Annotated in this window: 16 protein-coding genes; 15 read left to right on the forward strand and 1 reads right to left on the reverse strand. The window is 31.4% G+C overall.

The features are described from left to right. The first annotated feature begins 104 nt into the window (after nucleotides 1–104). The 5 genes from ACIQXW_RS05680 to ACIQXW_RS05700 all read left to right on the forward strand — a co-directional run bounded on the left by ACIQXW_RS05680 (nucleotide 105) and on the right by ACIQXW_RS05700 (nucleotide 3,651). Nucleotides 105–500, forward strand: coding sequence for a VOC family protein (locus ACIQXW_RS05680; RefSeq protein ID WP_402760362.1), 396 nt, complete (start codon nucleotides 105–107; stop codon nucleotides 498–500). 368 nt (nucleotides 501–868) lie between these two features. Next, complete coding sequence (locus ACIQXW_RS05685; protein WP_402760364.1) at nucleotides 869–1,105, forward strand: hypothetical protein; 237 nt, start codon at nucleotides 869–871, stop codon at nucleotides 1,103–1,105. A gap of 178 nt (nucleotides 1,106–1,283) precedes the next feature. Beyond that, nucleotides 1,284–2,015 carry an AAA family ATPase gene (locus ACIQXW_RS05690; RefSeq protein WP_401018259.1) on the forward strand — a complete coding sequence of 244 codons (732 nt, stop codon included), beginning with the start codon at nucleotides 1,284–1,286 and terminating at the stop codon, nucleotides 2,013–2,015. Continuing rightward, nucleotides 2,012–3,235, forward strand: a complete 1,224-nt coding sequence (locus ACIQXW_RS05695; protein WP_402760366.1) for a GNAT family N-acetyltransferase — start codon at nucleotides 2,012–2,014, stop codon at nucleotides 3,233–3,235. The genes ACIQXW_RS05690 and ACIQXW_RS05695 overlap by 4 nt, the downstream gene beginning before the upstream one ends. Nucleotides 3,236–3,336: 101 nt before the next feature. Then, nucleotides 3,337–3,651 carry a TIGR04104 family putative zinc finger protein gene (locus ACIQXW_RS05700; protein WP_402760368.1) on the forward strand — a complete coding sequence of 105 codons (315 nt, stop codon included), beginning with the start codon at nucleotides 3,337–3,339 and terminating at the stop codon, nucleotides 3,649–3,651. 39 nt (nucleotides 3,652–3,690) lie between these two features. On the opposite strand, the gene pdxR is transcribed toward ACIQXW_RS05700, so the two are convergent. After that, nucleotides 3,691–5,091 (reverse strand): MocR-like pyridoxine biosynthesis transcription factor PdxR, encoded by a 1,401-nt coding sequence (pdxR, locus tag ACIQXW_RS05705; RefSeq protein ID WP_402760370.1) that lies wholly within the window; start codon nucleotides 5,089–5,091, stop codon nucleotides 3,691–3,693. A 250-nt stretch (nucleotides 5,092–5,341) separates the two neighbouring features. Between pdxR and ACIQXW_RS05710 the strand changes: the two genes are divergently transcribed. From ACIQXW_RS05710 to ACIQXW_RS05755, 10 genes are all read left to right on the forward strand, one after another. Beyond that, a complete protein-coding gene (locus ACIQXW_RS05710; RefSeq protein WP_401018251.1) occupies nucleotides 5,342–6,028 on the forward strand; it encodes an MBL fold metallo-hydrolase in 687 nt (228 codons plus the stop codon). A gap of 600 nt (nucleotides 6,029–6,628) precedes the next feature. Beyond that, nucleotides 6,629–6,802, forward strand: a complete 174-nt coding sequence (locus ACIQXW_RS05715) for a helix-hairpin-helix domain-containing protein (protein WP_402760372.1) — start codon at nucleotides 6,629–6,631, stop codon at nucleotides 6,800–6,802. A gap of 4 nt (nucleotides 6,803–6,806) precedes the next feature. After that, the gene (locus tag ACIQXW_RS05720) at nucleotides 6,807–6,974 is read left to right on the forward strand and encodes a hypothetical protein (RefSeq protein ID WP_401007405.1); all 168 of its coding nucleotides are present in this window, start codon (nucleotides 6,807–6,809) and stop codon (nucleotides 6,972–6,974) included. A 607-nt stretch (nucleotides 6,975–7,581) separates the two neighbouring features. Next, nucleotides 7,582–8,217, forward strand: coding sequence for a response regulator transcription factor (locus ACIQXW_RS05725; protein ID WP_401018247.1), 636 nt, complete (start codon nucleotides 7,582–7,584; stop codon nucleotides 8,215–8,217). Between the two features lie 400 nt (nucleotides 8,218–8,617). After that, nucleotides 8,618–8,788 (forward strand): hypothetical protein, encoded by a 171-nt coding sequence (locus ACIQXW_RS05730; RefSeq protein WP_401018245.1) that lies wholly within the window; start codon nucleotides 8,618–8,620, stop codon nucleotides 8,786–8,788. Between the two features lie 742 nt (nucleotides 8,789–9,530). Continuing rightward, entirely contained in the window at nucleotides 9,531–9,722 is a 192-nt protein-coding gene (locus tag ACIQXW_RS05735; protein ID WP_402760375.1) for a hypothetical protein, read from the forward strand. Between the two features lie 80 nt (nucleotides 9,723–9,802). Next, nucleotides 9,803–10,648 carry an McbB family protein gene (locus tag ACIQXW_RS05740; RefSeq protein WP_402760377.1) on the forward strand — a complete coding sequence of 282 codons (846 nt, stop codon included), beginning with the start codon at nucleotides 9,803–9,805 and terminating at the stop codon, nucleotides 10,646–10,648. After that, the gene (locus ACIQXW_RS05745) at nucleotides 10,641–11,273 is read left to right on the forward strand and encodes a hypothetical protein (RefSeq protein ID WP_402760379.1); all 633 of its coding nucleotides are present in this window, start codon (nucleotides 10,641–10,643) and stop codon (nucleotides 11,271–11,273) included. The genes ACIQXW_RS05740 and ACIQXW_RS05745 overlap by 8 nt, the downstream gene beginning before the upstream one ends. Before the next feature lie 96 nt (nucleotides 11,274–11,369). Next, a complete protein-coding gene (locus ACIQXW_RS05750) occupies nucleotides 11,370–12,398 on the forward strand; it encodes a YcaO-like family protein (RefSeq protein ID WP_402760381.1) in 1,029 nt (342 codons plus the stop codon). Continuing rightward, nucleotides 12,395–13,120 carry a hypothetical protein gene (locus tag ACIQXW_RS05755; protein WP_401018231.1) on the forward strand — a complete coding sequence of 242 codons (726 nt, stop codon included), beginning with the start codon at nucleotides 12,395–12,397 and terminating at the stop codon, nucleotides 13,118–13,120. The genes ACIQXW_RS05750 and ACIQXW_RS05755 overlap by 4 nt, the downstream gene beginning before the upstream one ends. Nucleotides 13,121–13,123: the final 3 nt, after the last annotated feature.

A 13,123-nucleotide genomic window follows, 5' to 3' on the forward strand; every position in this document is an offset into this window, starting at 1 on the left:
GATATCAATTACACTGAATTAATAGAAAATAAAAATTAAATTATTTTTAATCTACAAATAAATGCTTTATAGTAAATATATTCTATTACATTTAGGAGGATACGATGGGGAGATTAGTTCATTTTGAAGTTCATGTAAGTGATATGGAGCGGGCAAAGGCTTTCTATGGCAACATATTTGGATGGTCATTTGAAGATTGGAGTGACTACGCAGGAATGCCGTATTTTGGTGCAGTGACGGGTAGTGAGGATGAACTGGGCATCAATGGTGCTTTAATGCAGCGACAAGGTCCTCCTCCAGAACCAAACCAAGCTATGAATGGATTTGCTTGTACAATGGGTGTGGAAAATTACGATGCAACAGAAGCCGAAATTATTAATAATGGTGGGAAGGTAGCAGTACCAAAATATGCTCTTCCAGGGATGGCATGGCAAGGATATTATACAGATACTGAAGGCAATGTATTTGGTATTCATCAGCCAGATAAAAATGCAAAATAAAAATTTTAAATTAAATTGTTTAGCATTAACATCTTCGAAATGAGATTATTTGCTTAGGATTGCGGGCAAAATCCCATATAGTTTCTGGTAATAAAAAGTCTCTAAGCGAAAGCTTGGAGATTTTTTTATTTTAACAGTACTGGTAAGTTGTCGCTAAGTGGATATTTACAATTGAATAAAATCAATCATATTGACCACAATTAAACACTATTATAGTGAAGCAATAATTATTAAGACCTTGTAGGAATCAATTCCAAGGATGCAGTGGCCAATTGCCATAGCAGCTATGATCGCGTGTATTGTACTTAATAGCTGTACTTAGCGGAAATTCCAGTATTAGTCGTGGGGTAAGTGCTGTTTTTTGCACCGTGTATTCAAGGAAATTAAGTGAGGAAGGCTGGACAACTTCTATCATTTTGGCAGATCGTTATTATGGCATAATTTTATTATCTTTTATCGCTACTTATGATGTATTTTTTGAGTATTTCTCAGGAAATATTGGGTGGATACTTGCTGTAACAGCAACTGGTGTCATACTTTCGCTGTATTTATTGCAAATAGGCATTCGGTATTGTTCTTCTTTAATGGTAATGATGAGTTTGTGATTTGTTTCAATATTCACTTATTCCCTTCAATTATTCGATGCTAAGCTTACGTGGTTATCTATTTCCTTAATCGGTATCATACTATTATTCATAGTAGGTATTTTTAGTTTGTATTTTGAAAGAAGAACCGTTTCATAGTAGCGTATGCGAGTTATACTAGTACTAAGGAGGGAACACAATGTATTTAAAATCATGTAAGGTTTTACAGAACAACATAGACGATAAACGACTTTATCCATTTAATATACCCAGTTTGCAGGATTTACACGAGCTAGAGTTTCCAACGAATGTGACATTTTTTGTTGGGGAAAATGGCTCTGGGAAATCAACGCTTCTGGAAGCAATTGCGGATCGCTGTGATTTTAATACAGCAGGTGGTGGACGTCAAAACATTTATGAAGTACATAAAGCTGAATCTGCACTTGGAGACTACATACGATTATCGTGGTGGCCTAAAGTTTCTAACGGCTTTTTTCTACGATCAGAAACGTTTTATCAATTTGCAAGCCATATTGATTTGTTAGAGAATCACCCTAATAAGTATGCTGCATTTGGAGGAAAATCCCTACATCAACAGTCACATGGGGAGTCATTTTTATCGCTATTTATGAATCGTTTTAAAGGAAAGGCGATTTATTTACTTGATGAGCCTGAAGCTGCTTTATCACCTACGAGACAGCTCAGTCTCCTAAAAATAATGAAGGATTTAGAGCATGAAGCCCAGTTTATTATCGCTACACATTCACCTATTTTACTCGGTTATCCGAATGCTACCATCTACAGTTTTGAAGATGGAGGAATTGAATCTATCCGATACGAGGACACTATACATTATATTATAACGAAGCGGTTTTTAAATGCTCCGGATACTATTTTTGCAGAGCTATTTGATGAGGAGAGAAAAGCATGAATCAACGGAAAGGTTTAGTAATGCGGGAAATACGACTAGATGAGATGGCACAGTCAATCGATTTGCTAAACTACGTATTTCAGATGTCTATGTCTATTCATAAAGATCGTCGTTTCGTTAATGCCAAAAGTAAACAATTTGACGAAGGGCATGCGTTTGGTTGGTTTGACGGCTCACAACTTGTGTCACAAATTTTAAATTTGCCTTTTCAAATCAATGTACATGGCAAGTTTTATGAAATGGGGGGAATAACGGCAGTTGGTACGTATCCTGAATATTCTAGGCACGGCTTAATGGAAAGTCTCATTATAAAGTGCTTAGAACAAATGCGTGAGGAAGGTCGGTATATTTCTTATTTATTCCCTTATTCAATTCCATATTATCGCAAAAAAGGCTGGGAAATTATGAGTGATATTGTGGAATTTCAAGTGAAAGATACACAACTTCCTCATTATGGTGGATTAAATGGCAAAATTCGTCGTGTCGATCCTAAAGATAAAGATGTTGTTGCAATTTATGCACGTTATGCAATAAAGACACATGGTGTAATGGTGCGCAATAGCATTGCTTGGAATGAGAAATTTCAAGAAGATTTTTGGGAAGAAAAATTTATAGATAGTGATGTCAAACTACAGGCAGCAGTCTATTACGATGAGGAAGATGAGCCACAAGGTTATATGTTCTATCGTATTATGGAAGAAAATTTTTATATCGATGAAATCGTTTATATACAAGAAGAAGCTCGAAAAGGGTTATGGAATTTTGTCTCTGCACATAGCTCAATGGTTTACAATGTATATGGCAAAACGACCGGCAATGAAGCGGTGGCCTTTTTACTTGAGGACAGTGAAATTATTCAAAAAGTATCACCTTATTTTATGGCACGTATTGTAGACGTAAAGGAATTTTTATTGCGCTATCCGTTTGTAGGGAATGACTTTCAACTGCGCTTAGCAGTAAGCGATCGTATTGTTGCTTGGAATAACGGTACGTTTGTTGTAACGGTACAAAACGGAAAAGTATCCGTTGAAAAGGTCAGCGAACAACTATCCGAGAATGCGATTCAACTCACTGTCCAGACGTTAGCGACGATGCTACTGGGCTATAAACGCCCTAGCTATTTGGAGAAAATCGAACGATTACAGGGTGAAGCGATTGAAATGGCGCTATTAGAAGCTGTGTTACCAGTAGGTATTCCGACGTTCATTGATTATTTTTAAATGAATTTGTACAGTGAATGACTGTGCAAATTCTTTTTACTTTAAATTTAGTGCTTCTCTGTTACGTGATATGGCATAATTAGTGAATGGAGGGGATTTATATGCCAAAATGTATTAAATGTAAGGAGAAATGGACTTGGAAGCAGTCGATGCGTTCGATTGTGACATTTTCACGATTCATTAGTTGTCCATATTGTGCAAAAAAACAAATGTTTACATCAATGACACGCATTTCTATTTTACTATTGGTATTTGTACCTTATATCACAATGCCTTATGTGATAGATGATGAAGTGAAAGGCTCAGCTGTAGCAATCGGGATTGCTATGTATTTAACCGTATTACTTATGATGATGCCGTTGTTAATGGATCTTCGTGAAATACCAAAACATTTACAAAAATATGCACAAAAATAATACATAAAAAAACGCAGGGATATGACTTTCCTGCGTTTTTTATTTGTTGATTGAAGACAATTGCCACGCTTTTGCTAGCTGTTGAACCCCATCTTTGATGTCTTCCATTTCCAATTTACTAAAGCCTAATTGCAGTATTGGTTCAGCTGTGAGATGTTCAAGAAAATACGGGCTTGTCGGATACACTTTTACGCCGTATTTTTCTGCAGATTGGATAAGTTGTTCTTCCGTTTGTTGGACATGCAACTTGACCAATACATAAAGGCCTGAATGTTCCCCTAGTATTGTAATATTGGCACCAAATTGTTGTTGAAGCTGCTCAACAAGATAGTTCATTTTCTGTTTATAAATAAGGCGCATTCTTTTAATATGACGTGTCCACTCACCATTTTTCATAAATGCTGCCATCGTTAATTGATGAAGGGAGGATGCATTATGTTCAAATTCACTAAACTGTTCCTTGTAACGATGTAGAAGTGACTTTGGTAATACCATATAGCTTAGTCGAATACCTGGTAAAAAAGATTTTGAAAAGGTCCCAATATAAATAACCCGTGAATGATCAATGGATGCAAGCGCAGGAAATGGCTGCTGCGCATAGCGAAATTCACTGTCATAATCGTCTTCGATAATGTATCCATCCACTGTTTTTGCCCACTGAATAATTATTTGGCGTTGCTGTATAGACATTGTGACGCCGTAAGGAAAATGGTGTGAAGGTGTAACATATAAGAGTCTTGATTGCATTTCTGATAATAATTGTAGCTGTGCACCTTGCTCTAAAACAGGGAGTGCTTCTAGTTCAAAGCCGTTTAGTTTAAACGATTGTCGTGCACCAAGATAACCAGGGTCCTCGACAATCACACTTGCGAAATCGTGCTTCAAAATAAAGCCTAAGTACAGTAACATTTGCTGTGTACCACTACCAACAATAATATTATCTGCTTCGCATTTAACCCCGCGTGCTTGTAATAAGTATTGGACAAGCTGCTCTTTTAATAAAGGTTCCCCAAACGGTTCCCCATACACAAAACTTTCCTCTAACTGGAGTGCACGATTAGCAAATTGTCGCCATGCCTTTAACGGAAAATGTGCTTGATCGACAGCTCCTGCCCGAAAATCAATCTCTATAGCAGGAGGCACCTGCTTTACGTTTGACGGAAGCAATGATGTTTCCTCTTCCTTTAAAAAGACTTGTTCCAATACATTGACGAAATAGCCTTTGCGTCCTTCACCTCGTATGTATCCTTCTGCTACAAGCTGCTCATAGGCAGTCAAAGTAGTATTCCGACTGACCTGTAACGTCTCCGCCAACCTTCGAATAGAAGGTAGAGAATCATTCGACTGTAAGTTTCCTTGCTCAATTAAAGCCTTTAATTGCTGATAAATCTGTTTATATTTAGGCTCTTCATTGCTAAATGGAAAAATAAAATCGTGCATATGTAAGACCTCCTTGACATGCAAAAAGAGATAATAATGTTCTTTTTTATATGTCAGATAGTTATGTATTATAGTACAGGAATCCACGTTGAAAGGAAATGACATATGAGGTTTTTATAAGGGAAATGTCCTGCTTATAAATGACAATAACTGTTTTTTGAAATGTACTTATTGAAAAAAAGCCATATTATAATGTACAGTTAATGGATATTAGTGATTATTTCAAATGCACGCGTATGGAGGAAGAAAAATGAAGATAGTAGAACTACCAATTAAATTTGAATTTAATGGACAAAAGAACACTATTTATCCGAGCTTAATTGTTGTGAATGATGAACTAACGTTGGTCGATACAGGGTATTCAAATTTTTACCCTTTGATTGAAGATGAAATATTAAAAAATGGCTTTGAGATGAAGAATTTAAAGCATATTATTATTACGCACTACGATGATGACCACATAGGTTCCTTATATGATTTTAAAGCAAAACATCCTTGGGTTAATGTTATAGCAAGTGAAATAGAATCGAAATATATTAGTGGTGAAATGAAGTCTGAGAGATTGCTTCAAGCTGAAAAATTGCTTGAAAATATGTCACCAGAACAAATAGAATTTGGTAAATGGTTTATTCAACAATTAAAGGATTTAAAGCATGTTGCAATCGATAAAAAGGTACATGATGGGGACGTGATTTTAAACAATGAGTGTAGAGTAATAGCTACACCAGGACATACTTCAGGGCATATTTCTTTATATTTTCCAAAGTTAAACAGCGTTATTACAGGCGATGCAGCTGCACACGAAAATCAAGAATTGGTCATTGCCAATCCACATTTTTGTTTAAATATAGAGAACGCAGAACTGTCTTTGCGTAATATTAAAAGCCTTCAAGCTGACACGTACTATTGTTATCATGGTGGGAAATTTACTTTATAGTAGGGGTTGTTTTCGCATTATCTTAAAACATACTATTTAGATTTGAGGCAATTAAGAGGGAGTAATAAGGTTATATATGGAAATTGGTGACTCGATGAAAAAAGTCACCGACTCTTTGAATGTTAAGTGTGATGTGTTTGCTAGTTTTCTACAAGTGCATATGAAACGGCATTAAAACTTTTTCTTAGCCTTACGTTGTATCGCTTTAAGGGAAATTTTTTTTAAGGATTTTTTTGCGTATTAGAGAAATTTTAAACGCCATAGTTTATGCAGAAAAGAACATGATTTCATCCTTCTTGCTATTTGCTATGTGAGAAAGGGCATCTGTCTTAACCACTTTGATCAATCTGATGAAAAATGGATAAGGAAAGGTGTAAATATGTTAATGACCCTTTAGCAACTCGCATTATTAGAAATGGTAGAAGAAGAAATAAAACAATATTAGGCAATTAATTGAGAAATTGCATTCATTATCACCCCTTGATAATAAAGCAAAGGATGGGAAGAGCCATTAGCTTTGATTAGGATAGTGCATTGCTAGTTATACTTCTATTAGGTATTATTAATCGAGAATCCTCCAAAAAGAAAGGTCGGTTTTATATGACAGAATGGCCAAAAGGCGTTGCTAAGCCTGCTATTCGTGCATTGAATGCTGCTGGATATACACAATTGCAACAACTAAAAGAGGTCGATTTAGCGAAATTAAAAAATTTGCATGGCATGGGTCCCAAGACGCTTGCTGCAATTGAAGCAGCATTAAAAGAAAGTAGGTAACAGTTTGAATAAACTTAGATTGTTTTTATTAGCAATGGTCGTTTATTATATCTTCGTTATTTTTGTTGTTAGTAAGCTATTTATCTTTCCGATTATAAAAGTTATGATGCTTATTTTCTTTATTGGAGCTGGCTTACTATTCACAAGAAGGATGCGGAAGAAATTACAATAGAATCTTTTAAATATAGAATATGTAACTAGCGGAAAAAAATCGCGATTTCAATTGGAAGTTCTGTAGGTAAGGTACATAGGTTTCTTGGTTTTTGAACAAAGTATAGTTTGACCATAAACAGTCGATTGAAAGGTATAAACAACCTTTAATGGGCTGTTTTTTGAAGAGTTTTATTGTATATCATTTTATTATCTGAAAATTTCGTGAAAAGAATGGCGAACCAGATGTCTAAGAAAAATATGATTGTTAAAATAAAAGAGTCAAATTGTCTTTTCTAGTTGATAAGTAGTTCTTATACTATTTTGCAGAATTCTATGCATGAGAGGAGGAATTACCGTGAGTAAAACTAGACTTTCTTTATAAAAATGTATTGTTTAATTATCATCAATCGTAGATTATTATATCTTCTGCAATGTGGTCAATTATCATATTATCGCTATGTTTGTTTCATATTAAGAGGAGAATGCCTGATTATTTTTAGTATCTTGCTATTATTTATGAGTTTATCCCTTTTATCAACTTTAGATGGGGGTAACTCTCTGTAATTTAATAGATAATATAAGATGTCGCAACTTAAAATGAATCTAATTCGAAGGAAGGGATGCGATTGATTTCAATTTTAGTTGTGGATGATCATCCAATTGTTTTAAAAGGATTAAAGATGCTGTTAAGGGAAATAGAAGATTTTAAACTGGAAACAGAGAAGGATCCTCATAATATTTTGTGTAGAATGCAAAAGGAAGAATTCAGTGTATATTTAATTGACGCAAATATGGCGATAACGAACGACTTAGAGCTAGTGACTAAAATAAAAGAAAATCAGCCCCATGCGATTGTCATTGTATATACAAGTGATAAGATTAGCTTCTATTATTCGCTACTATTTGAAAAAAAAGTGAATGGTATTGTTTCAAAAAACGCTTCCATTGAGTTACTCATCTCAACAATTCGTTTAAGTGTTCAAGGAAAGATTGTAGTTCCAGCGGGTTTTTTAGATTATATTAATGAAAAAATGCATGATAGATTTTCTAACTTAAAGCTAAGCCATAAAGAAAAACAGTTAATTCAGATGCTAATAAAAGGCTATCCAAATAAGAAAATTGCAGCAACACTCAATGTTTCTGTACGAACGGTAGAACGCCATTTATCTCAGCTCTTTAGCCTGTTAGGCGTTTCTTCAAGAATAGAGGCAGTTAAGGTTGCGAAAGAAAAACAATTGATTGATGAATATAAAGGTGAATGAGAGAAGTGTCGATAAATAATCGGCACTTTTTTATATGGTTTTATACGATAAAGTAGAATCATAACGCCCGAATCAATCGAAAAAGAAAATAATCCATTAAAACCGACTCTTTAAAAATCTATGGTCTAAATCTCAATAGAAATAATTATGTAACCGACAGAATTTTTGACGGTACCGTCAAAAATATTGTCAGTTGAAATGTCTGTAGTTGAGGATTTATGATTTAAATAACTCGATTAGAGATGTGCTATAGCAAATAATATTTAAGGAAATAAAAAACTCGATTGTATACCTTGCTTGTTAGGAGCAGGATTAGCTACTGAAGGAGTAGTCGCTTACTGTGCTTTTAAAGTTAGAGCATTTATGATAAACATTATCCAGAAAGGGGGTTTAATTTAAAATGATTAAAAATATTTTCTCATTGTTATTAATGATTTGTGGGCTTTTAGTGGGCTTAACTTTGCTTAATATTATTCAACTACCTTTGATTTTTCCTTACGCTGGTATAATTATTAGTACAACAGTTATTTTAATAATTCTTTTCAAAAACAGAATGAATTTAGCTAGGTAATTAATAATAAAATTTTTACAAGCCCACTTCTTAATTTAAGTGGGCTGTTATTTTTGTTATTACTTTTCACAGTATTAACTTTCTAATCCTATTAATTTTACCTCCCCCTTAAAGAATCAGATGAAAAATTATATTATTATTTTCTTATTTTTCTGATTATTGTTCGTTCTAGTTTTATAATAACGTTTGCTCCCGAAAAAGTGAATCGGCTAGTACTTTTATTTCAAAAGTAAATATCAGTGAGTTAATTGACTATAACCGACGATGATTTTGACGGTAACCGACAGAAATTTTGTCGGTTGAAATGTCGGTTGGTGAGGGGGTATGATTAAATTAACTCGAGTGCAAGATGCTATATATATAGCAAATTTTAGATTAAAAGTTCTAAGGTTTTCAGAATTGATTAATTAGAATATTTAATGCTCAAGTATCATACAGGGATATCTTGTGGCAGAGTTGATATTTTTTGTGTTACGTGACTGCATTTTATAGCAACACATGTTTGAATAAGAAAACTAAAACCTCAAATTAATAAACAAATGCAGATTAAATAATTAAGATAAATTAATCTCTATATAATTAACTGATAATTCTAATAATTTAAGATCTGTTAAAGAAAATCTGAAGTTTATTTCTGATTATGTAGAAAATTAATTTTTATAGTGAGTTTTTAATTTTATGCCACAAGATTAATTTAGACTGAAAAAACGTTTATCTATTACAAAATAAGGAGGTTATATTTATGGAATATATAGAAAAAAACTTAAAACGAAAATTCGATTTTGATTTAAATCAAGAACTAGGTATTTCTTTGTCTTCAAACTATTTAAAAAAACCTGATAAGACCGGTGGAGGGGGCGGTTGCTGTTGTTGCTGCTGCTGCTGCTGTTGCTGCTGTTGTTGTTGTTGTATGAATAGCAGCTCATCAAGTTGATAGTGCGATATTGCATTAAAATAAAAATATCTAATGTATTACATTAGATATTTTTATTTTCTTACAAAGGAGAGATAAGAATGTATGAAATTAATCCTTATTTACTGTATTCAATAAATAAAGAAAAAGAAAAGCAACATATTGTACAAACTAAAAGTAATTCAATGCTTATTAAGAGTAATGCATTAATTAGCTTTTTGTCTTTTTTAGAAGAGAATGAATTATCTTGTATATCTAAATTTGAAATTTATAATTTTTTTGAAGAAAATAAGGAGTTTTCAGATAGAGTAATTAGCTTTTTATGTGATAATGATATTTTTAAAACGAAGGTGAAAAAAGATTTAGACTTTTCAAATATAGCTATATATTCAAATGATAAAAAAAATGAAGTTGAATATCTCTTTAGGATGGTATTTGATGAAATGATTGTTTTAAATACTTTAGAAGATGAAAAGAAACTTAATGAAATAGGGATATTGTTTATATTATTTAATCCATTTAATCTAAAAAACTTGAAAGGAGTAGTTGAAAAATTAAAAGAATATGAAAATTTAGTATACAAAGTAATTTTCCCATATAATAATTCAATTTATATTTCTAATTATTATTCGAAAAAGTGGAATAATCCATGTCCATTATGTTTTTTTGATAGTCTAGAAGCCCAATTAAGAGGAAATATAAATGGGTATAATAATCCCAATTTCCAAATGATGATTGACCTGATTTACAAAGAAAATATAGAGTTTGAATATGATGGCTTGATTTCTGAAAGAGATTATCTTCCTTTGATGAACATTATTTTAAGGGATATAACAAATGAAAAAATTGAATTAAAAATAGATAAAGTTTATAGAATATCTTTAAAAGATTATTATGTAAATACTGATTTTTCTTATTATTGGGAGATGTGTGATTGTTATGAGTAATTATTGGAACAAATATAAAAATATATATATTGATAAAAATATCGAGTACCAAATTTCTAAAATATTTCAATATTCAACACTTAAAACTTATAATTCGAATACTACAGAAATTATTAATTTATTTGAGTTGGATAGAATGAAAAAGCCGGAAATATTTCATAAAAAAATAATTTTAGATAGTCTACCATATTTTATCAATAATATAGCCATAGTTTTAGAGAAAATAGTCAATGAAATTGAATATGTAATTTTCATTCCTGTATTGGTAATAAATACAACTATTAATGATTTGAATCCTGGAGCATATATGTTTGATTTAAAACAAAAAAATTTATTGTTAACTATGAAATTTACCTCTAAAAGAATAAAATACAATCCTCCCATTTCTATACATTGGTTTTTAGATTTAGAGTCTGCTATTGCTTTATTTGGACAAGCAACTGTATTAGAAGGGACAAAGTATGTCTCTAAGGTACAAACACTTTTTGGAATATATTTAGAAAATTTATTTTCTATAAAATGTAAAGAATTTAATATATACATGTACAGTCAAAGGTTTACAAAAGATGTTAATTTAAATTCAAGAATATGTATATTGTTAGGGAATAATGAAATAATTATTTAGGAAATTAGATAATATATAACTATATTATAGTTATATCGTTCGATTGCATTACTAGTCTAATATTTTAAAACAAATTTGATCGGAGTTGATATAAATATGGGGTTTTTATTGAATTCAACAAGGTATTTTTCTGATAGGGGGGTCTTTTTAAATCACCATTTTAATAATTTTATGATTAGAGAGGATAAAATGGAAGTTAAGGCATACGAAGTAGGTTTTAAGAATAGAAGAAAAAATATTCAAAAAGTATTAGGAGAATTTTTTGAAAGAGAAATATTAATTAATAATAATGATTCCAAAATAGATTATAAGTTTTCAAACAGTTTACTAAATGGAGAAAAGAAAAGTGTTGCTAAAAATAAATTAATTGCAAAAGATAAATTTGTTGATTCTTGTGGTATGGCAGCACATACAAGTTCGTATGCTGTAATAAAAAATGCATTTTTGGAATTTTTTGAGAGACAAAGTTTGATTGTTAATTATCTTACAAAAACTCCGGAAGATTCGATCAATATAAGTAAATTTCATAGTTTTAACACTTATTTATTGAATTATGTTGATAATGTTTATTACTATAATATTTCTTTGTCACCAAAAGTTTTTGTGATTTTAACATTAGGTATAGGAAAAGTAAATAAATGTACAGGTCTTGGAACTTCGTTTATTTTAGAGGAAGCAATAAAGAAAAGTCAAATTGAAGCTTTACAATACTTTGCAACAAAACATACTAAAGAATGTGAAATTGATTTTGACAAAAATGATGATATAGAACAAAAAGACTTATATCATAAAAAATTTGATTCGATAACCATACCACAGTTTAGGAAATTATATCATTATTTATTAGAGACAGAGTCAACTATTATTCGGCAAACTGTTGCGCAATTAAAATCTGAATTTTTAGTATTATTGGATTGGTGCAACATTAATCTAAAGATGAACCCTATGATTAGCATGTTCCCAAGCCATAGAAAAATTCCACATTTAAAAATAGTAAAAGTTTTCGATACAAATTGGTTTCCACATTTAAATCCCTCTTTATACACTAAAGAAAATATAGATAATGTTTCTAAAATTATAGGGAAAAGGCTAGATTATAATATAGATTGGATACCATTTCCTTGAAATTATTAGTTACCAAGATTTTTGACGGAGAAGGTGATTTTATGCAGCAAGCAAATGCGATCCTGAAATTAAATTTAACATTATTACTGAAAGATAAGATTTCTTTAATATGGGGATTAATTCTACCAACTATTACCTTATTATTCAATATAAATAACATTCAAAATTCAAGTGTTTTAGTATACTGGTGGGTATATATTTTTTTTACATCATTTGTATATGGTGTTGGATTATATGCTTTAAGTGAAAAGGATTCTGGTATATTAATATTTATTTACTCAATTAAATGGATAAATTTCCAGTTCTTTTTAGGATGCCTCTTAACTCAAATTGTTTATGGTTTAATCTGTATGATACTTTTCAATCTGCTTGCTTCCATATTATTAAGCTTTAATTTTATCATTTTATGTTTTTATGGTTCATTAAGCTTAATTATTTGTATTCCATTGGCTTTTATTTCTTATAACTTTACCTACATTAAAAGCTTGTATAGTACATCTATTACTTCAATTTGTAATATAATTGTTTTTTCAATGTTTATAACGATTGGTTTTTCAAATAACCTCAATCACTATAATCCTTTATACAAAATTGCACAAGTTCAACTTAATTTATTACAAGGTATAATCCCTTTAGGATCGCTTTGTATACTCATCCTACTCGCTCTTCTTAGTTTACCAAGTATAATTTTATTCAAACCAATTTCTATTGAAAATAGGTGATTA

Source organism: Lysinibacillus sp. NPDC097162, from assembly GCF_044762185.1.
Taxonomy (GTDB): Bacteria; Bacillota; Bacilli; order Bacillales_A; family Planococcaceae; genus Lysinibacillus.